The organism is Pseudomonas sp. 31-12 (assembly GCF_003151075.1).
Classification (GTDB): Bacteria; Pseudomonadota; Gammaproteobacteria; order Pseudomonadales; family Pseudomonadaceae; genus Aquipseudomonas.
Genome location: NZ_CP029482.1, coordinates 731,549 through 751,023 on the forward strand (window position 1 = coordinate 731,549; position 19,475 = coordinate 751,023).

Annotated in this window: 17 protein-coding genes; 15 read left to right on the forward strand and 2 right to left on the reverse strand. The window is 60.1% G+C overall.

The annotated features are described in order from the left end of the window. Positions 1 to 254: 254 nt before the first annotated feature. The 15 genes from waaF to DJ564_RS03435 all read left to right on the forward strand — a co-directional run bounded on the left by waaF (position 255) and on the right by DJ564_RS03435 (position 16,265). Positions 255 to 1,289, forward strand: a complete 1,035-nt coding sequence (gene waaF, locus DJ564_RS03365) for a lipopolysaccharide heptosyltransferase II (RefSeq protein ID WP_109627654.1) — start codon at positions 255 to 257, stop codon at positions 1,287 to 1,289. Position 1,290: 1 nt separating this feature from the next. After that, positions 1,291 to 2,352 (forward strand): lipopolysaccharide heptosyltransferase I, encoded by a 1,062-nt coding sequence (waaC, locus tag DJ564_RS03370; protein ID WP_109627655.1) that lies wholly within the window; start codon positions 1,291 to 1,293, stop codon positions 2,350 to 2,352. Further along, positions 2,352 to 3,473 (forward strand): glycosyltransferase family 4 protein, encoded by a 1,122-nt coding sequence (locus tag DJ564_RS03375; RefSeq protein ID WP_109627656.1) that lies wholly within the window; start codon positions 2,352 to 2,354, stop codon positions 3,471 to 3,473. The genes waaC and DJ564_RS03375 overlap by 1 nt, the downstream gene beginning before the upstream one ends. Next, positions 3,473 to 4,279 carry a lipopolysaccharide core heptose(I) kinase RfaP gene (gene rfaP, locus DJ564_RS03380; protein ID WP_109627657.1) on the forward strand — a complete coding sequence of 269 codons (807 nt, stop codon included), beginning with the start codon at positions 3,473 to 3,475 and terminating at the stop codon, positions 4,277 to 4,279. The genes DJ564_RS03375 and rfaP overlap by 1 nt, the downstream gene beginning before the upstream one ends. Beyond that, entirely contained in the window at positions 4,279 to 5,013 is a 735-nt protein-coding gene (locus DJ564_RS03385) for a lipopolysaccharide kinase InaA family protein (protein WP_109627658.1), read from the forward strand. Before rfaP ends, DJ564_RS03385 begins: the two co-directional genes overlap by 1 nt. Then, entirely contained in the window at positions 5,010 to 5,762 is a 753-nt protein-coding gene (locus DJ564_RS03390) for a lipopolysaccharide kinase InaA family protein (protein WP_109627659.1), read from the forward strand. The genes DJ564_RS03385 and DJ564_RS03390 overlap by 4 nt, the downstream gene beginning before the upstream one ends. Beyond that, positions 5,762 to 7,213, forward strand: a complete 1,452-nt coding sequence (locus DJ564_RS03395; protein ID WP_109627660.1) for a lipopolysaccharide kinase InaA family protein — start codon at positions 5,762 to 5,764, stop codon at positions 7,211 to 7,213. Before DJ564_RS03390 ends, DJ564_RS03395 begins: the two co-directional genes overlap by 1 nt. 223 nt (positions 7,214 to 7,436) lie before the next feature. Beyond that, positions 7,437 to 7,772, forward strand: a complete 336-nt coding sequence (locus tag DJ564_RS03400) for a YceK/YidQ family lipoprotein (RefSeq protein ID WP_109635934.1) — start codon at positions 7,437 to 7,439, stop codon at positions 7,770 to 7,772. A gap of 313 nt (positions 7,773 to 8,085) precedes the next feature. Beyond that, positions 8,086 to 9,843 carry a carbamoyltransferase gene (locus tag DJ564_RS03405; RefSeq protein WP_109627661.1) on the forward strand — a complete coding sequence of 586 codons (1,758 nt, stop codon included), beginning with the start codon at positions 8,086 to 8,088 and terminating at the stop codon, positions 9,841 to 9,843. Beyond that, positions 9,827 to 10,957, forward strand: coding sequence for a glycosyltransferase (locus tag DJ564_RS03410; RefSeq protein ID WP_109627662.1), 1,131 nt, complete (start codon positions 9,827 to 9,829; stop codon positions 10,955 to 10,957). Before DJ564_RS03405 ends, DJ564_RS03410 begins: the two co-directional genes overlap by 17 nt. Further along, on the forward strand, positions 10,957 to 11,853 hold the full coding sequence (locus tag DJ564_RS03415) for an antimicrobial resistance protein Mig-14 (RefSeq protein WP_109627663.1): 897 nt from the start codon (positions 10,957 to 10,959) through the stop codon (positions 11,851 to 11,853). Before DJ564_RS03410 ends, DJ564_RS03415 begins: the two co-directional genes overlap by 1 nt. Before the next feature lie 8 nt (positions 11,854 to 11,861). Continuing rightward, positions 11,862 to 13,295 (forward strand): PIG-L deacetylase family protein, encoded by a 1,434-nt coding sequence (locus tag DJ564_RS03420; protein ID WP_109627664.1) that lies wholly within the window; start codon positions 11,862 to 11,864, stop codon positions 13,293 to 13,295. A 53-nt stretch (positions 13,296 to 13,348) separates the two neighbouring features. Beyond that, entirely contained in the window at positions 13,349 to 14,233 is an 885-nt protein-coding gene (locus DJ564_RS03425) for a DUF6625 family protein (RefSeq protein WP_109627665.1), read from the forward strand. Continuing rightward, positions 14,230 to 15,384, forward strand: coding sequence for a glycosyltransferase family 4 protein (locus DJ564_RS03430; RefSeq protein WP_109627666.1), 1,155 nt, complete (start codon positions 14,230 to 14,232; stop codon positions 15,382 to 15,384). The genes DJ564_RS03425 and DJ564_RS03430 overlap by 4 nt, the downstream gene beginning before the upstream one ends. After that, entirely contained in the window at positions 15,381 to 16,265 is an 885-nt protein-coding gene (locus DJ564_RS03435; RefSeq protein WP_109627667.1) for a glycosyltransferase, read from the forward strand. The genes DJ564_RS03430 and DJ564_RS03435 overlap by 4 nt, the downstream gene beginning before the upstream one ends. A gap of 66 nt (positions 16,266 to 16,331) precedes the next feature. Here DJ564_RS03435 and DJ564_RS03440 read toward each other — a convergent pair whose 3' ends face one another. Both DJ564_RS03440 and DJ564_RS03445 read right to left on the reverse strand, forming a co-directional pair. Next, positions 16,332 to 17,549, reverse strand: a complete 1,218-nt coding sequence (locus tag DJ564_RS03440; RefSeq protein ID WP_109627668.1) for an acyltransferase — start codon at positions 17,547 to 17,549, stop codon at positions 16,332 to 16,334. Continuing rightward, the gene (locus DJ564_RS03445) at positions 17,549 to 19,411 is read right to left on the reverse strand and encodes a bifunctional O-antigen ligase/aminoglycoside phosphotransferase family protein (RefSeq protein ID WP_109627669.1); all 1,863 of its coding nucleotides are present in this window, start codon (positions 19,409 to 19,411) and stop codon (positions 17,549 to 17,551) included. The genes DJ564_RS03440 and DJ564_RS03445 overlap by 1 nt, the downstream gene beginning before the upstream one ends. Between the last annotated feature and the right edge of the window lie 64 nt (positions 19,412 to 19,475).

Here is a 19,475-nt window from a genome sequence, read left to right on the forward strand (position 1 = left end):
GCTGCGAAGCAGTCGTAACCCAGTCGGCGCGGTTTGCCAGATGAAATTCAGTAGCAGGTTTTGGGGCTGCTTCGCAGCCCGGCGGGAGCAAGCTCCCTCGCCACAGAGTTTTATGCTGATTGATATTGATGTGTATGAAATTGATCCGATGAGCCCCAACCGGCTCGTCCAAATGACCTGACAGCCAAGGCTGCGGGTGCTGGATTCTCGAGGCGGGGAGGCGTATGCCTCCCCGGTTCGTTTATGGAAACCACATGAAAATTCTGATCGTTGGGCCCAGTTGGGTCGGTGACATGGTGATGGCGCAGACACTGTTTCAGTGTCTCAAGCAACGCCACCCGCAATGCGAAATCGACGTCCTGGCCCCCGAGTGGAGCCGGCCGATCCTGGAGCGCATGCCCGAAGTCCGTCAGGCCTTGAGCTTTCCGCTCGGTCACGGCGCCCTCGAGCTGGCGACGCGTCGGCGCATCGGCAAATCCCTGGCCGGCCAGTACGACCAGGCGATCCTGCTGCCAAACTCCTTGAAGTCGGCGCTGGTGCCGTTCTTCGCCGGTATCCCGAAACGCACCGGCTGGCGTGGCGAGTTCCGCTACGGCCTGCTCAATGACGTGCGGACCCTGGATAAAGATCGTTATCCGCTGATGATCGAGCGCTTCATGGCGCTGGCTTATGAGCGCGATGCCGAGCTGCCGACACCTTATCCACGACCGAGCCTGCAGATCGACCCGGTCACCCGCGAGGCCGCGCTGGCCAAATTCGGCCTGACCCTCGACCGCCCCGTGTTGGCCCTGTGCCCCGGCGCCGAGTTCGGCGAATCCAAGCGCTGGCCGTCCGAGCACTACGCCAAGGTCGCCGAAGCGAAGATCCGCGAAGGTTGGCAAGTCTGGTTGTTCGGTTCGAAAAACGATCACGCGGTCGGCGAAGACATCCGCGCGCGGCTGATTCCCGGTTTGCGTGAAGAGTCGGTGAACCTCAGCGGTGGCACCTCCCTGGCGGAAGCCATCGACTTGATGTCCTGCGCCGATTCGGTGGTGTCCAACGACTCCGGCCTGATGCATGTCGCCGCCGCGCTGAACCGTCCGTTGGTAGCGGTCTACGGCTCGACGTCGCCAGGGTTCACGCCACCTCTGGCCGAGCACGTCGAAATCGTACGCCTGGGCCTCGACTGCAGCCCGTGCTTCGATCGCACCTGCCGTTTCGGTCATTACAACTGCCTGCGCCAGCTCATGCCGCAAGCGGTGAACGAAGCCTTGCAGCGGTTGCAGGGCACTGTGGTCGAGGTCAAATAGTTTGCGCGTTCTGCTGATCAAGACTTCTTCGCTGGGCGACGTGATTCACGCGTTGCCGGCGTTGACCGACGCGGCGCGGGCGATCCCCGGCATCACGTTCGACTGGGTGGTGGAAGAAGGCTTTGCCGAAATCCCGACCTGGCACCCGGCCGTGGGCAAGGTGATTCCGGTGGCCATCCGTCGCTGGCGCAAGAACCTTTGGCAAACGATCAAGAGTGGCGAGTGGAAGCGCTTCAAGCAAAGCGTTCGCGCCACCCCATACGATCTGGTGATCGACGCTCAGGGCCTGCTGAAAAGCGCCTGGCTGACGCGCTATGTCAAAGCACCGGTCGCAGGACTCGACAAGGACTCGGCGCGCGAACCCATCGCCGCACGTTTCTATTCCCGTCGCCTGGCCGTGGGCCGTGGACAACACGCGGTCGAGCGAGTACGTCAATTGTTCGCCCTGGCGCTGGGCTATGACCTGCCCAAAGGCCTGGGCGATTACGGCCTGAACGTCGAACGCCTGGTGGAACTGCCGCGCAAGAATCCTTACGTGCTGTTTCTGCACGGCACCACATGGGACACCAAACACTGGCCGGAAGCCTATTGGCGCGAACTGGCCGAGCGCGTTGGCTATCTCGGCGTCGCCGTGAAGCTGCCGTGGGGCAATCCGGTCGAGAAGGCCCGGGCCGAACGCATCGCTGCCGGGTTCCGGCATGTCGAAGTGCTGCCCAAACTGAACCTGGCCGGTGTTGGCAAAGTATTGGCCGGCGCTCAGGCCTGCGTGGCAGTCGACACAGGCCTCGGTCACTTGGCCGCCGCGCTCGACGTACCGACCCTGTCGCTGTTCGGCCCGACCAATCCAGGCCTGACCGGTGCCTACGGCAAGGCGCAGATTCACATCGCCAGCGACTTCCCCTGCGCACCGTGCCTGCAAAAGAAATGCACCTATCAACCGACGGCCGAAGATGCCCGTCAGTTCGACCTGAAACGCGAGTGGCCCCTGTGCTTCACGCGTCTGAATCCCGAGCGTGTCGCGACCCGACTGAGCACGTTGTTACTGGCTGAGGAGCTGCGCTGATGCAATTGGCATTCGTCTTGTACAAGTATTTTCCGTTCGGGGGCTTGCAGCGCGATTTCATGCGCATCGCCCTGGAATGCCAGCAGCGCGGCCATCAGATTCGCGTCTACACGCTGATCTGGGAAGGCGATGTCCCGCCCGGTTTCGAAGTGCTGGTGGCGCCGGTCAAGGCGTTCTTCAACCATCGGCGCAACGAGAAGCTCAGCGAGTGGATGGAAGCGGACCTGGCCAAGCGTCCCGTGGACCGTCTGATCGGTTTCAACAAGATGCCGGGCCTCGACGTTTACTACGCCGCCGACGGCTGTTTCGAAGACAAGGCGCAGAACCTGCGCAACTCGCTGTACCGTCGCTGGGGCCGCTACCGGCACTTCGCCGAGTACGAGCGCGCGGTGTTCGCCAAGGACGCCAAGACCGAAATACTGATGATCTCCGAAGTCCAGCAGCCGCTGTTCATCAAGCATTACGACACGCCGCTGGAACGCTTTCATTTGCTCCCGCCGGGTATTTCCCAAGACCGTCGCGCGCCGGCCAATTCTGCAGAAATTCGTGCCGAATTCCGTCGCGAATTCAATCTGAAAGACGATGAGCTGCTACTGGTGCAGATCGGCTCCGGGTTCAAGACCAAGGGCGTGGATCGCAGCCTCAAGGCGTTGGCCGCGTTGCCCGCTGATCTGAAGAAACGCACCCGGCTGTTTGTAATTGGCCAGGATGACCCCAAATTATTCCAGATGCAGAGCGTCACTTTAGGGCTCGGCGACAACGTGACGTTCCTCAAGGGGCGCAGCGATATCCCGCGTTTCCTGCTCGGTGCCGACCTGTTGATCCACCCGGCGTACAACGAAAACACCGGGACCGTATTGCTCGAAGCCTTGGTGGCCGGGTTGCCGGTGCTGGTGAGTGCGGTGTGTGGTTACGCCCATTACATCGCCGAGGCCGACGCTGGCCTGGTGTTGGATGAACCGTTCGATCAGGCGCAACTGACCCAGTACCTGACCGGCATGTTGAACGACACTCAAGCACGGGCGGCCTGGAGCCGCAACGGTCTGGCCTTCGCTGAGACGGCCGACCTCTACAGCATGCCGCAACACGCGGCCGATGTGATTCTGGCGGAGCACACTTAATGAAGTTGATGCTGGCTGAACCGTTCAAGAGCCTTTGGGCCGGACGCGATGCGTTCACCGAAGTCGAAGGCTTGCAGGGCGAGGTTTACCGTGAACTGGAAGCGCGCCGCACTTTGCGCACTGAAGTCAACGGCAATGGTTTTTTCGTGAAGATCCACCGTGGCATCGGCTGGGGCGAGATTTTCAAGAATCTGCTGACCGCCAAGCTGCCGGTGCTCGGCGCGGGGCAGGAATGGAAAGCCATTCAACGCTTGAAAGAAGTCGGCGTGCCCACCATGACCGCCGTGGCTTATGGCGAGAAGGGCAGCAACCCGGCGGATCAGCATTCGTTTATCGTCACCGAAGAGCTGGCGCCGACCGTCAGCCTCGAAGACTTCAGCATCGACTGGATCAAGAACCCACCCGAGCCCAAACTCAAGCGCGCACTGATCGCCGAAGTCGCACGCATGACCGGCATGATGCACCGCGCCGGGGTCAACCACCGCGACTGCTACATCTGCCACTTCCTGCTGCACATCGACAAACCGGTGACGGCTGATGACTTCAAGCTTTCGGTGATCGACCTGCACCGCGCCCAGACCCGCCCGACGATCACTCAGCGCTGGCGCAACAAGGATCTGGCGGCGCTGTACTTTTCGGCACTGGACATCGGCCTGACCAAACGCGACAAACTGCGATTCCTCAAAGGCTACTTCCAGCAGCCGTTGCGCCAGATTCTGGGCGAGGAAGCCGGATTGCTCGCCTGGCTCGAAGGCAAAGCCAACAAACTCTACGACCGTAAACAGCGATACGGGGATGCGCTCTGATGCCGGGTTGGAGGCTGGAACCTGCTTACAGCGACCTCGCGGAAGATTTTGGCAGCCTGGAAGCGGTGTTCGCGCTTCAGGGCGAGCGCCTGACCCGCGACCCGTTGTCCGAGGTTATCCGGGTCAATCGCAACGGCGTCAATTACTACGTCAAGCGCTACAGCGGCGCCGGCAAAGGTCTGCGCCGTTACTTGGGCAAACCACGGGTCAAGGCTGAATGGCAGAACCTCAAGCGCTTCGCCAAGTGGGGCATTCCGACCGCTGAAGTGGTTGCCTGGGGCCTGGAGCGGCGTGGCGCGGCGTATGCCCGTGGCGCGATGATCACCCGTGAACTGCCGAACACCGAAGATTTGTCAGCCCTCGCCGACCGGCACGATCCCAAGCTGGCGGACCGCGTCTGGGTCGATACCGTCAGTCGTCAGCTGGCCGGTTACACCCGGACCATGCACGACAACCGGTTCACCCATAACGATTTGAAGTGGCGCAACCTGCTGATCGACGATCAGGCCAAGCTGTTCCTGATCGATTGCCCCAACGGCGATTTCTGGCGCGGCTTCTGGCTCAAGTACCGAATCACCAAGGACCTGGCCTGCCTCGACAAGGTGGCCAAATATCACCTGTCGGCGACCCAGCGCCTGCGCTTTTACCTGCAATACCGCCAGCGTGACCGGCTGAATGCCGACGACAAGAAACGCATCCGGCACGTGGTGAGATTTTTCGAGGGACGCGAATGACTGATTTCCTGGCCGCTGAAGACCGTGCGCTGCTTGAGCGTCATGGCCTCGGCACGTTCGACGCACTGTGGGCCAAGCAGCTCGACGCGGTGGATGAGCCCAACACCGTCGGTGGTGGCTGGAGCAGCGTGTTTCGGCTGGATCTGGAAGGTCATGGCTACTACCTCAAGCGCCAGAGCAACTACCTGACGCGCACCTTCCATGCGCCGTTCGGCGAGCCGAGTTTTGCCCGCGAGTTTCGTAACATCAGTCGTTATCAGAAGCTGGGCATACCGGCGCTGCAGGCGGCGTTTTTTGGTGAGCGCAAAGTCGACGGGGAAGTGCGGGCGGTTCTGCTGACCCGTGCGCTGGACGGTTGGGATGACCTGGATTCGCTGTTGCAGCGCTGGTCGGACCTGAGCGAAGCGCAGCACGTGGCCATTATGAAAGCCTGTGGCGAACTGGCGCGGCGCCTGCACGGCGTGCGCCAGCTTCACGGGTGTTTCTACCCCAAACACATTTTTCTGCAGGCCACGGGCGACGGTTATCAGGCGCAGTTGATCGACCTGGAAAAAACCCGGCCGTTGCTGTTCGGTCAGCGTGACCGGATCAAGGATCTGGAACCGTTGCTGCGTCGTGCGCCGGAGTGGACCGAAGCGCAGTTGCGCGAATTGCTGGCGGTCTACGTGGATCAGCCACGGGACAGTTCGCTGGTGGACAGTTGGGTTTCGCGCCTGACCGCGCGGCGCAGTCGCAAGGAGACGCGCTGATGCGCTTGTCTGAACTGAAAAACGCCGGTCGCAGCCCGAGCCTGCCGCTGAGCATTTCGCTGGCCGATGCCGCCGGTCCCGCCGAGTTGCAGCTGCTGAGTCTGCTGCGTGTGTTGCCGGGGCAGCGTTACGTTGGTGCAGGCGTGTGGCGCGGCCGTCCGGTGCTGGCCAAGTTGTTGGTCGGCAGCAAAGCGGCGCGGCATTTTCAGCGTGAGCGGGACGGCGTGCGTTTGCTCGCCGATCAAGGCCTGACCACGCCGCAGTTGCTGGCGGACGGTTTGAACGAGGGCGAGGGCGGCTGGCTGCTGTTCGATTTCCTTGAAGGCGCCGAGAGCCTGGGGGATACCTGGAAAAAAGTCGAACATCTGCCGGTACTGGCGGATATGCAAGGCGCTGTGCTGGCCGAGGCGCTGGGCGCCATTGGCCAAATGCATCGCAAGGGGCTCTGGCAGGAGGACCTGCACCTGGACAATCTTTTGCGCCAGCGCGGTCGGTTGTACTTGATCGATGGCGGCGGTGTCTGTGCTGAAACCCCGGGCCAGCCGCTGTCACGGCAGAAAGTCCTGGAAAACCTCGGCGTATTTTTCGCCCAGTTGCCCAAATCGCTGGAGCCGTTCACCGAAGAATTGCTGGTGTATTACCTGCTGAGCAATGGTGAACACGCGTTGCCGATGGAGGCGTTGCAGAAGCAGATCGACAAGGTTCGCAGCTGGCGCTTGAAGGACTACCTGATCAAGGCGGGCCGTGAATGCACGTTGTTCAGCGTTCAACGCGGGGCGTTTGGCCTGCGGGCTATTCGTCGCGAGGAAGAAGCAGCGATGCTGCCGGTGCTGGAGCAGGCCGATGCCTTGCTCGACCAGGGCCATCTGTATAAGACCGGCGGCGCGGCGAGCGTAGGAAAAGTCGAGGTTGATGGTCGGACGCTGGTGATCAAGCGCTACAACATCAAAGGCTTTGCGCACTGGCTCAAACGCTTCTGGCGCCCGAGTCGTGCCTGGCACTCGTGGCGCGAAGGCAATCGCCTGGAATTTCTCGGTATCGCCACGCCAAAACCGCTGGCGTTGCTGGAGAAGCGTTTTCTCTGGTTGCGCAGCCGGGCGTACTTGATCACCGAGTATCTGCCGGGGCCGGACATCATCGAACGCTTTGCGCCGTACGTTGAAAGGGGGGATGCGCCCGAGGCCGAGTTGGTGGCGCTGGATCATTTGTTTGCCGAGCTGATTCGCGAGCGCATCAGTCATGGGGATTTCAAGGGCCATAACCTGTTCTGGCAGCAGGATCGCTGGGCGCTGATCGATCTGGATTCGATGTGTCAGCATGGCACTGTGGGCAGCTTTGCCCCGGCGTATGCACGGGACCGGGCGCGGTTCATGCGTAACTGGCCTGAGAGCAGCGCGCTGTATCAGGTCATTGACCAGCGTCTGCCCAAAGACATCTCTGGCGCTGGCTGAATCGGGTCTTCGACCCTATCGCGAGCAGGCTCGCTCCTACATTGGTTCGGTGTTCGCCGCAGATCAAATGTAGGAGCGAGCCTGCTTGCGATGCGGCCAGAGCAGACACCCGAGATTAAGAGGACAAGTTCTTGTGAACCTTCCTACATGATCCACAGACCCCATGAACTGTGCCCTGAATAGCCACGATGCTAGTTTGCCTGACGTTCACGGAGGGCAAATCTTGACCATAAAAACGGCTGTTGCGATCAGTACTTTTTCACTGGTTCTATCGGGGTGCGGGACCGCACTGACGGTGCTGCAGGATGACGAAGACGCCACTCGCGGCCTGCGAAAACAAAAAACCTACTGCCAGTCCATTCCCCGCATCTACAGCGGCCTGGCCTACGACTTCTGCATCCTGAACGCCCCGCCCGATCCCACCGGCGTCCTCGTCCCCTTCGTATTGCTGGACCTGACCTTATCGGGTGTCATGGACACCGTTTCCTTGCCCTATACGATTTACCGCCAGGCTATCGACGGCAATCTCGGTATTTACTGGCGAGCAGGCCGCGGGTAGCGCTTTTGTAATCCGGCGGGTGATGTGTCTAGTCCTGAAACAGGTTTTCCCTGTTTCAGAAAGCGAAAAGCCCCGATGAACTCACCGAGGCTATAGCGCCGACCGGGATCTCCCAGTCCATTTGAGCAGGAGCCTATGTCGACGTCTTTCTGCTGTCAACGCGTGAGCTTGCTGCTTGCCACTTCCCGCTAGAGGCTTGCCGTCGCTTTTAAGCTATAATCCCGCCCTTTAGCTGTCTCTCGCCCCTTGCGAGGGGCACATCAATTTTTGAGGCGCTTGTCGCCTGCATGCAGACTAAAGAGGCTAGACCCCTGTGGCATTGACGATTCTTGGCCTGTCCGGCGCCCTTAGCCATGATCCTTCAGCAGCCTTGTACATCGACGGCAAGCTGGTCGCGGCGGCTGAGGAAGAGCGCTTCGTACGCGATAAACATGCAAAGAACCGCATGCCTTACGAATCGGCGAAGTTCTGCCTGGAGCAGGCAGGCATCAAGCCGTCCGACGTTGACGTGGTCGCGATTCCGTTCGCCCCGATCAGCATTTTCGGCAAGGCTCGCTGGCAGTACGCCAAGCGTTACTGGTACGCCCCGGACCGCGCACTCGACGCGATCCTGATGGGCAACCGTCGCTACAAGCGCTATCGCAACAAGATCGTCTGGTGCCTGGAGCAACTGGGCTTCGATCCGAAGAAAATCAAGATCGAGCCGGTTGAACACCACCTGGCCCACGCTTCCAGCGCTTATCACTGCTCGGGTTTCAAAGAGAAAACCGCGATCCTCGGCATCGACGGCAAGGGCGAGTACGCCACGACCTTCTTCGGTTATGGCGAAAACGGCAAGATCCACAAGATCAAGGAATTCTTTGATCCGGACTCCCTCGGCGGCCTGTACGGCGCGATCACCGAGTTCCTCGGTTTCGACATGCTGGACGGTGAGTTCAAGGTCATGGGCATGGCGCCGTACGGCGATGCCAGCAAATACGATTTCTCGCGTCTGGCCTCGTTCGAGAACGGCGAACTGGTGATCAACACCGACTACGCCAACGTGATCGGCCTGCGCCGTTATAAAGAGAAGGGCAAGGGTTACTACTTCTCGCCGAAGCTGATCGAGTGGCTGGGGCCGAAGCGCGAAGGCGACATCGCCGACGAGCCGTACATCCACTACGCCGCCAGCATTCAGGCGCTGTTCGAAAAAATTGCGCTGCAGATGATCGACTACTACCTGGGCGACGTGCTCAAGGAAACCGGCAAACTGGCCTACGCCGGTGGCTGTGCGTTGAACGTCAAGCTCAACCAGAAAATCATCGCCCGTGACGACGTCAAGGAGCTGTTCGTACAGCCTGCTTCCGGCGATGCCGGCACCGCAGTCGGCGCAGCAGCCTACGTGTCCAATGCCCGTGGCGTGCCGGTCGAGAAGATGGAACACGTCTACCTCGGCCCGTCGTACAGCAACGAAGACGTGATCGCCGCGTGCGCCCGTCACCCGAGCAAGCCGGTCTGGCGCAAACTCGAAAACATGCCGGAAAACATCGCCAAAATCATGGTCGACGGTAACCCGGTAGCCTGGTTCCAGGGCCGCATGGAGTTCGGTCCGCGGGCCTTGGGCGGTCGTTCGATCATCGGTTGCCCGAGCGCTGTCGGCGTGGCTGACCGCATCAACCACCAGATCAAGTTCCGCGAGCGCTGGAGGCCTTTCTGCCCGTCGATGCTCGACACCGTGGCCCCGCAGATGATCAAGATCGATCACCCGGCGCCGTTCATGACCTTCACTTTCGAAGTGGCGGAAGAGTGGAAGACCCGCGTGCCGGAAGTCGTCCACGAAGACGGCACGTCCCGGGCCCAGGTGCTCAAGCGTGAATACAACCCGCGCTACTACGACATGATGAAGGCGCTGGAAGTGCTGACCGGCAACGGTGTGTCGCTGAACACCTCGCTCAACCGTCGTGGCGAGCCGATGATCTGCTCGCCGACCGACGCACTGAACATGTTCTTCGGATCGGATCTACAGTATCTGATCATGGAAGACATCCTGGTGGTCAAAGAGGGCGCCAACGCTTATGACACGCTCGGCTGAACGCCATGTGTTGCAGTTCTGCCACGGCTATGACGGGCCGTTCCTGGACTGCGCCCGGCAGTACGCCAGCCTGTTCGCGGGGACCGGTTATCGGGTGACCACGGTCTTTCTGACCGGGGTCGCCGATAGCGAAGTGGCCGCGAACTGCGCTTCCGATGAAGTGCTGTTCATGGAATACAGCTCCAAGGCCATTCGTGGCCTGAAGCTGGGCGCCATCAGCGATCTGCGCAAGATCGCCGCCTCGCGCAACTTCAGTTTCTGCATTGCTCACCGCTTCAAGCCGATCTACATCGCCTTGCTCGGCACTTCGCTGCCGGTGATCGGCGTGCATCACGCCTTTGGCGATTACAAGCGCGGCACCCGCAAACTGTTCGCGCATATTTTCCGCAAGCGCCTGAGCCTGCTCGGGGTCTCCGATGCGGTGCGCGACGACATGCGCCGTTGCCTGCCGAAATGGCCGGCCGGGCGGATTCAGACGCTCTATAACCGTGTCGATGTGCCGGCGTTGCAAACCAGCCAGGTGTCGGTGCGCGAGGCCCGGGAAACCCTCGGCCTGTCGGCGGATGCCTGGATTGTCGGCAACGTCGGACGGCTGCACCCAGACAAAGACCAGACCACGCTGCTGCAAGGTTTTGCCGAGGCATTGCCGGGCCTGCCGGCCAACAGCCAACTGGTGATTCTTGGCAGCGGTCGTCTGGAAGAGGACCTCAAGGCCCTGGCCCGGGAGCTCGGTATCGGCGATCGCGTGCTGTTTCTCGGTCAAGTACCGGATGCCCGTCGCTACTTCCGAGCCTTCGATGTGTTTGCCTTGAGTTCTGATCATGAACCGTTCGGCATGGTGCTGCTCGAAGCCATGGCCGCTGGCGTCCCGTTGCTCGCCACCGCGTGCGGTGGGGCCAAGGAGGTCGTCGAAGGCGTGGGCATTCTGTTCCCGTTGGGCGATGCCGAACACCTGGCCCAAGGGCTGCAACACCTGGCCGCGATGGACGACCAGCAACGTCACCAATGTGCTGAGCTGATGCTCGATCGCCTGCGTGAGCGTTTCTCCGACCGCGCGGTACGCGATGCTTTCTGGCATTTGCCGCACGTCACCGAACTGGCACCGAGGGGCTGATGCTCAACCGATTTCAAGGCTGGCGCGAACGGGGCTGGGCGGTGGTCGATGCCTCGACTTATGCACAGGCCTGGCAGCGTTTCGGCGGCAGCGTCGCGACCCATCCCCTGGTAGTTGAACGCCTGGCACAGTTGGCCGAGATCCCGGTGCGTTACCTGGCCTGGGAGCAAAACGGTGAAGTGAAAGCCGCCATCCCGACCTGGGGGCGCGACCTGGCACTGTCCAAAGACGTGCTCAAACGCCGCGGTAAAAAAGGCTTGTTTGACCTCGGCAATGCCGAGTTGATCCTGCCGGCCGCCGCTGATGCCCAGGCGCCACTGCGCCATCGTGGACGATATTTGTCGGCGCTCAGTGAAGGCCGTTTCACCGACATCAAGTTGCAGACCGAACAACTGGCCATGGCCCGCACGCCTGAAGAGTTGTCGAAGAAGTTTCGCTACAACCAGCGCCGTGAGTTGCGTTTGCTGGAAGAGGCGGGCGGCGTGGTTCGGTCAGTTGCCGAGTTCTCCAGCGCTGAGCTGGCCGCGATCTACTGCGACCTGTTCCAGCGTCGCTGGGGCTTCCCGGCCACCGGTGCCGAACGCATGGCGGAGGTGATCGAGCTGCTGCGGGACTTGTTGATCGGTTCGGTGATTTTCCTCAACGATGCACCGATTGCGATTCAACTGGTGTACCGCGTCGAAGCGCCAGAATGGATCAGCGTCGAGTACATCAACGGCGGCGTCGATCCTGAAACGCGCGAATTCAGTCCCGGCAGCGTGCTGAGTTTCCTCAACACCCAAAGTGCCTGGGAACACGCCCGTGCCCTGGGTAAACCCTTGCGGTTTTCCTTCGGCCGCGCCGACCGGGAATACAAGGACCGCTGGTGCAATCCTGTGCCGGTCTTCACTGTGTGAGTGAGCCCATGAGCCGCAAACAGCAACTGCTCAAGCGCCATCGGCGCAACAAACGCATCGGCCTTTTGATCGCGCTGGTGCTGTTGATTGCCATCGGACTGCTGGTGGCCTGGTGGTTGCCGCTGGTGCTGGCGGTGCTGGGCTGGATTGCCCACGAAGCCTGGTTCGCCGATCACCTGTTCTACTCGCCCAAAGACGATTACCAATACAGTTTCCCGCCGTACACCCCGCAGCCCAAGGTGCATCTGGACGGGGAGCGTTTGCGCCTGGACGAAGGCGTGATGCTGGTCGACGACGCAACGCTGGTGTTGGCGCTGCGGGTAAAAAGCACGTGGCTGGGGCGCTTTATCGATCCGGTGGTCGAATTGCTGGGTGGCGAAAATCCGGATCAACAGACGTTTGAGCGCGGTGTGAACGGCCTTCGCTACCTGAACCTCAGCGGTCAGGCGCAAGTGTTGTCGCGGGGCGAGTTGCGCCTCCAGGGACGCTTCTGCCGCTTAGTCGGCGAGCCGGTGCTGTGGGCGCTGGAGCAACCGGATTATCGCCGCCAGCGGGTGATGGTGATCGCGCCCCACGCCGACGACGCCGAGCTGGCCGCCTATGGTTTGTACAGCCAGGCCGATGAAGCCTGGATCGTGACCCTCACCGCCGGTGAAATCGAAGCCGAACATTATCAGCAGATCGGTTTGAGCAAGGTCGAGGCCGCCCGACTCAAGGGCCGTTTGCGCGCCTGGGACAGCATCGCTGTGCCGCGCTGGGCGGGCGTGCCTGAAGCGCATTGCGTGCAGCTGGGATATTTCTGCCTGCAACTGGCGGCGATGCAGGCTGCACCGACGAAGCCGATGGGTTCCCGTGAAGCCGAGTTGAGCGACACCCGTGTGTATCGCCAGTTGAATCCATTTGCCCTGCCGGGCGACGTCGACGGTGCGCCGACCTGGAACAATCTGCTGGCCGATCTGCGTGAGCTTTTGTTGCGCGCGCGTCCCGAAGTGATCGTGCTGCCACACCCGACGCTCGATCCGCATCCCGATCATCTCTGCGCCCAGCAAGCGGTCCTCGAAGCCTTGAGCGGTCTTGAGTGGCAGCCGACCACCTTGCTCGGCTACGCCAATCATCTGCACGATAACGATCGCTGGCCGATGGGCGATGCGGGGCACGGCATCGCGCTGCCGCCGGCCTTTGACCCGGCGACGCAGATGCAGCCTTGCTGCCTGCCGCTGTCGTTGGACCTTCAGCGTGATAAAGCCATGGCGCTGGGCATGATGCACGACCTGCAACCGCCCATGCCGTTCAAGCGACGTTTGCGTCGGTTGATACAACGGTTGCTGGCCCGTAGAGTGCCGCCCCTTTATGGCGAGAACGAATTTTTTCGAAAAGCGGTCAGACGCCATGAATTGTTGTGGCTTTTGAAGCATGGTGAAACATCTCGACAGCAGAAATGAAGCACTTCGCGGCCTAGCATGGCCGCGTCTTAAACAACTGCAGTGATTCTTCTGTGATCAACCCACGCCCGCGCATTGTTTTTCTGATCCCGTATTTCGGCCAATGGCCGTTCTGGATGCCGTTTTTCCTGGAGAGTTGCCGTCGCAACGCCGATATCGACTGGTTGCTATTCAGCGACTGCGGCACGCCCGAGAATCTGCCCCCCAACGTCACGGTCGAGTGCATGACGTTCAAAGATTACTGCGGGTTGGTCTCACAACGGCTGGATATCGACTTTGCGCCGGATGCGGCTTACAAGCTCTGCGACATCAAGCCGGCGCTGGGGCATATTCATGCCGACCGCTTGCAAGGCTATGATTTCTGGGGGTTCGGCGATATTGATCTGGTGTATGGTGACCTGCGAAGTTATTTCACCCCTGATCGGCTGGCCGGTTATGACCTGTTCTCGACTCACGAGCGACGAGTAGCAGGGCATCTCTGCCTGATGCGCAACAACGCCCGCAAGCGTGAGTTGTTCATGCAGATGAAGAATTGGCGAAAGCGCTTCACCGATCAGGAGCATCATGCGCTGGACGAGGGCGCATTCAGCCGGATCTTCCTCTGGCGCAAGAATTTCCCCGAGCCGTTGTTCACCTTGGTGGGCAAGCTCAATCCGTGGCGTCGGCGCAGCGAGTTCACCGAGGCGTTCAGCACGCCGGGTGGCTGCATCAAGTGGCACGACGGCACGGATGATTTTCCGCATCACTGGTATTGGCGTAATGGCTGTTTGAGTAATGATCGCGATGGCGATCGCCGGTTTCCGTACTTCCACTTCGTTTGCTGGAAACGCAACGAGTGGTCACGGTTGCCTCCACCCGATCCAGCCGAGGTCAGGCGTATCGCCGCCGAACCGGCCTGGGTCATCGATGCGACAGGTTTTCACCGAGGAGCGTTATGAGTCAACGGTCAAAGGTTCTGCAATTGCAGCCTGACTACAATGTCAAAGCCCATGATTTTGCCGACCTCGCGGAGCAGATCGTCAAGGCGCTGCCAAATGATCGCTACGAAGTCACTGCAGCGTTCCTGCGGGGCAAGCCCGGGCCGGGCGAGGCTGTGAGCCAGGCCGACCGTTCGGTGTATTTCGAGTTTTCCGACAAGTCCCTCAAGGGCATGCGCCTGCGCGCGATGTGGACGTTGTACAAGTTTTGCCGTGCGGAAAAGTTCGATGTGGTGATTTGTAATCGCTTCAAGCCAGTGAACATGATGCTGACGCTCAACCGCTGGTTGAAGGTGCCGCTGTGCATCGGCATTTCCCACGGTTTTGGCGAATACGACCGGTTTTACCGGCGCCGCCAGACCCAGCGGCTGATCGATCGTCACTGGCGCTTCGTCGGTGTGTCGCCGGCGGTCAAACAGTACCTGCTGGACTGCGACTGCGGTTTCACTGACCAGAATACCTACGCCATTACCAATGCTATCGACATCGAGCAGGCAGAAGGCTTGCAGCACAGCCGCGAGCGCGCCCGCGAATTGTTGGGCATCGATCCGTCGGTGCGCTTGATCGGGGCGCTGGGTCGCCTGGTGCCGGTCAAGGGTCACACCTATCTGTTGCAGGCGTTTGCCGCCCTCAAGGACAAGTACCCGAACACCCAGTTGGCGATCATTGGTGCCGGCCGCGAAGAGTCGCGCCTGAAAGCCGAAATCGAAAGCCTGGGGCTAACCGGTCGCGCGCACCTGCTGGGCTTCAAGGAAATTGCCTTGCAGTACATTCGCGCGTTCGACGTCTGGACCATGCCGTCCCTGGCTGAAGGTCTGGGGCTGGCATTGCTCGAAGGCATGAGCGGGCACCTGCCGGTGATCGCCTCGAACGTACCGGCCATGCTGCCGCTGATCGAAGGTGCGGGCGGGCTGGCGATTACGCCGAAGGATGTGCCGAGCCTGGTCGCGGCGCTGGATAATTACCTCGGGCTGTCAGATGACGAGCTCAAGGCCAAGGGCGAGCAGTCCTTCCGTTATCTCCAGAAAGAACATGACATCGAGGTGTTCCGTCAGGAATACCTGAATCTGATCGACTCCGGCCTGGAACAGGCCCGCAAGGAACAACCATGAGCGACGCGCAACCTCTCGTCACTGTCATCATCGCGTCGTATAACCACGCACCCTACATTGAGGAAAGCATTCTCAGCGTCCTCGACCAGACCTATCCGAACATCGAGTTGCTGGTGGTCGATGATGGTTCAAAGGACGACAGCGTTGAGCGCATCAAGGCATTGCAGGAGAAGCACGGTTTTGATTTCCGGGTTCAACAGAACCAGGGGCTGACCAATACTCTCAATGCTGCCATTGCCCGTTCAAAGGGCAGCCTGATCGCTCCATTCGGTTCTGACGACATCATGCTGCCGGAGCGCATTGCGACGCAGGTGGCGTACATGGATGGCAAACCCGAGGTCGGTATCTGCGCCGGCAACATCGAGCTGATCGACGCCGACGGCAATCTGTATCCCGAGAAGCGTCAGCGCCGTGAGGTGCCGTTCCGTCGTCTGGATTTCGATGACATGTTCCTGGAGCGCAAACCCTATCCACCCGCGCCAACCCTGATGATCCGCCGGGAAGCGCTGGACAAGGTGGGCGGCTTCGATCCGAACATTCGCCTGGAAGACTTGCTGATCGAGCTGAAGGTGACGCGTGCCGGTTACTTTATCGATGGCCTGAATGTGCTGATGGCGCGCTATCGCAAGCACGCCACCAACTCTTACAAGAACCACCGTTTCATGGTCGATAACATCCTGCGCTCCTACGCGCTGTTCAGCGATCATCCGATGTACGACGAGGTGCGTTACAAGTTCCTCAGTTCGATGTTTCTCAAGACCGCCAATCGTGACCGCAAGCTGGCCCGCGAGCTGCTGGCGCAGATCCCGTTCAAGGCCTGGAACAAAAAGACCTGGCGTGGTCTGGGGCGACTGTACTTCTCGCCGCTGGAAAAAGACTAAGGCCTAACGCGATCGGTGTAGCAGCTGGCGCAGCCAGCTGCTACATAGGGCGTTATCAGCTTCAGTTCAGCGAGCGATCTTCTCCGCCAGGCCCTTGTCGGCCTTTTTGCCTTGGCGCAGCCACTGCAAGACTTTCTGGCCCGCTGCCATGCCCGGCTTCTCTACGTACAAGAACGTCAGGCTGCTGATGACAATCAGCAGGCACGTGCACACGGCAATCAGCGACAGATAGGTCCAGGTGTCACGAGCATCCAGGTGCAGCACCAGCGGCAGGCGTTGCACCATCACCCAAAGCACGAAACCGTGCAGTAAATAGGTGCTGTAGCTGATTTCCCCAAGCCAGCGGATGCTGCGCGGTTTGAGTGCGCCGAACAGGGTGTTTCCGGAGGCCACGATGACAAAAAACAAGGAAAGCAGCAGCAGTGGCAACAGGTTGAACGCGCGGTTGAATGCCGTAAATGCAATCGTCACCGCCAGCAACGCGATAATCCCCGCCAGTCGCGTCTGACCCCAGGTCTTCAAGTGTGGCCGGCGTATCCAGTACGCCGCACCAATGCCGCCCAGGAAGCTCGCCAGAAAGTGCTTCTTCAGCGAGTGTTCCCAGCCGACCAATTGGTACAGAGCGTAAATGCCGATCAGGCACAGCACCACTTGCAGCCAGCTGCCGCGATAGATGAAGACCATGCCGGCCAATGGCAACGCCAGATAGAAAAACACCTCGTAGCCCAATGTCCAGGTGACGTTGGAGATCAGCATGCCGGTCTGGTGGTACTGGTTGACGTCCGGCCGGTCGAAGGTCAGCCATGCCAGAATCTGCCCGGCCAGGCGGATGCCGGGCTCCTTGAGTTCCCAGTCCTGCAGATAGAACACCGTGACAAATACAATCAGCATCAACGGCAAGTACAAAGGATAGAGGCGGAATACCCGGGAAACGGCGAAGGCCAGCCAGTCGTGTTGACGTCCCTGGGTGAGCAATCGGTTCCAGAACAGGAAGCCGGTGATCATGAAAAACAGCGCGACGCTGCCTTGGCCAAGCTGCGAATAGAAGTTGCTCGGCGGAAATTCGATAACGCCGGTGCGCAGGAAGATCCAGGTAATGACCGAATGGTGCACAAACACACCAAACGCCAGATAACCGCGTAATCCATCAATGCTGGCATAGCGGCTTTCGCCGGAATGCTCCAGGTGCCGGGCGATTTTCGGAACGGCGCGCAACAACAGGGCGGCGGTCACGATGGCCAGCAGGTAGGCTGCCAGCGCAATGAACGGGTTGGTTTCAGTCATCAATGAGCCCGTGCCGGGGAACTCCCGGCCAGTACTTGCCTGTGCAGGTTATCGACAGCGGATTTCGACGCCGTCATGGCGTATCCCTGGAGCAGCGCTTCGAAATGGTCTTCGAACAACCAGCGCTTATCCACCGTGTAGCGCTGCATATGGCGCAGATTACGTTTACGCAGGGACAGACTCAGCGAGGAAGGATAGATGCGCAAGTCGGCCACATCGATCAGGCCGAACTCGCCATCCTCCAACACCAGCACGTTACCCAGATGCAGCGAGCGGAAATAGACACCTTGCTCATGCAGTTGAGCCATGAACTTGCCGAAACGCTCCACCAGCGCCTGACGCACTGCTGGCGCGGTAATGCCTTGCAGCACCTGGCGCAGCGTGTTGCCTGGCAGTGGGGAATAGTGCACGGCGCTGCTGCCATCGTCGAGCCGGTACAGGTCAAGAATCTGCGGCGTTGGAATACCCAGGTCGCGCAGTTGAATGCTGTTAGTGGCGAAACGCTCGGAATACGGATTGAAGCTGCCCGAGGTGTACCAGCGACGGCGGCGGAACAGCTTGAGGAAGCTGCCATCGACCAGACGCAGCACTTTGGGGCCCAGGCCATCCTCTTCAATCACCTGCGCATTGGCAGTCATCGTGTGCATGACGGTCGAGTTCAGTGACTTGACCGGCATCGCCAATAAACGTTTGGCACGCTGGTTAATGCTTAGCGCGGCGATCAGCGCCAGCGGAATCCACAGCAGGAACCAGTGTTCCTTCGGTCGGGAAATGATCCCGCCACCTTCAGTCAAACCTGCGCCGATGCCGAATATCAGCCAGGTGGACGCAATGATGAACAGCGGTTGCACGCGATTGCGCCAGCTGCTCAATAATCCCCAAGCCTGGAAAAACAACCACGGCAACAAACCGAAAATACCGACGTAATAGAGCACGCCCAAGGCAAAACTGTGCGGCTCCTGCAAAGAGTAGCCAATGCCGGGGTCGAGGGTCAGATCGGCGTTGTAGCCATGTCCGATCCATGGGTGGTCGGCAATTTTTTGCAGGGCCAACTGCCAGATTTCGATGCGATAGGAATCGCCGCGTTCGATGATCATATGTGAAAACAGTACCGCCACGGCCGCACTGCTGACGATCAGGGCGCCCAACAACACAACGGAGCGGCGGTTCCAGCAGATGAAACCCAGCCATAGCGCAGCCAGTGTCAGGGCAACCAGAGGGGTTCTGGAGCCGGTGGCGATCACGGCAGCGAACATGATGGCCATTGCGGGGATGCTCAGCCAGAGCATCTGCCGGCGCTTGCAGATCATGCTCAGACTCAGCCAGTAAGCACAGAAAAAGCCGTACATGTGGGAGGCAAGCAGCGGGTTATCGAACGCACCGCCGCCGATGAGCCGCAAGTTTGGCTCGTAAATGCGGGCGTACATGAACAGGTTAACGACCGTACCGATCAGCCCGACCATCGCTGCGCTGAACAGCAAAGGCTGGACGATTTCGCTGCGATAACGCACCAGCAAGTAACAGCCGGCGAACAGCAACAGCGTATGAAGCGGTGGTTTGAACTGGGCGGCAATGCGGTCGCTGCCAGGCCCCCAGCACAAACTGAGCAGCGCCCAGGCGGCAAACAGTAGCACCGCAATGAAGATCGGCTCTCGGAGCAACTCCTTGAGCTCGCGAGGGCGCAGGCAAAGTGCAATCAGCGACGGAATGCTGAACAGGCCATAAAAAAGCTTGTGATGCAGACTTCGACCCGGCAGGAAAAACAACGCGCACAGGAGCAAGAGATAGCCGAGTGGAAGAATCCAGAGGCAAATGAAATCGAAGACTCGATTGGACACGCTATTGAAACCGCTGAGTTGCATGCTGAGAGATTCAATCCTGAAGTTGGTCGGCCATTTTGGGGTGATGGCTATTTGATGCTTAATC

Coding starts and splice junctions, on each gene's coding strand:
- waaF (WP_109627654.1), top strand. CDS start 255: ATGAAAATTCTGATCGTTGGGCCCAGTTGGGTCGGTGACATGGTGATG.
- DJ564_RS03375 (WP_109627656.1), top strand. CDS start 2,352: ATGCAATTGGCATTCGTCTTGTACAAGTATTTTCCGTTCGGGGGCTTG.
- rfaP (WP_109627657.1), top strand. CDS start 3,473: ATGAAGTTGATGCTGGCTGAACCGTTCAAGAGCCTTTGGGCCGGACGC.
- DJ564_RS03385 (WP_109627658.1), top strand. CDS start 4,279: ATGCCGGGTTGGAGGCTGGAACCTGCTTACAGCGACCTCGCGGAAGAT.
- DJ564_RS03390 (WP_109627659.1), top strand. CDS start 5,010: ATGACTGATTTCCTGGCCGCTGAAGACCGTGCGCTGCTTGAGCGTCAT.
- DJ564_RS03395 (WP_109627660.1), top strand. CDS start 5,762: ATGCGCTTGTCTGAACTGAAAAACGCCGGTCGCAGCCCGAGCCTGCCG.
- DJ564_RS03410 (WP_109627662.1), top strand. CDS start 9,827: ATGACACGCTCGGCTGAACGCCATGTGTTGCAGTTCTGCCACGGCTAT.
- DJ564_RS03415 (WP_109627663.1), top strand. CDS start 10,957: ATGCTCAACCGATTTCAAGGCTGGCGCGAACGGGGCTGGGCGGTGGTC.
- DJ564_RS03420 (WP_109627664.1), top strand. CDS start 11,862: ATGAGCCGCAAACAGCAACTGCTCAAGCGCCATCGGCGCAACAAACGC.
- DJ564_RS03430 (WP_109627666.1), top strand. CDS start 14,230: ATGAGTCAACGGTCAAAGGTTCTGCAATTGCAGCCTGACTACAATGTC.
- DJ564_RS03435 (WP_109627667.1), top strand. CDS start 15,381: ATGAGCGACGCGCAACCTCTCGTCACTGTCATCATCGCGTCGTATAAC.
- DJ564_RS03440 (WP_109627668.1), bottom strand. CDS start 17,549: ATGACTGAAACCAACCCGTTCATTGCGCTGGCAGCCTACCTGCTGGCC.
- DJ564_RS03445 (WP_109627669.1), bottom strand. CDS start 19,411: ATGCAACTCAGCGGTTTCAATAGCGTGTCCAATCGAGTCTTCGATTTC.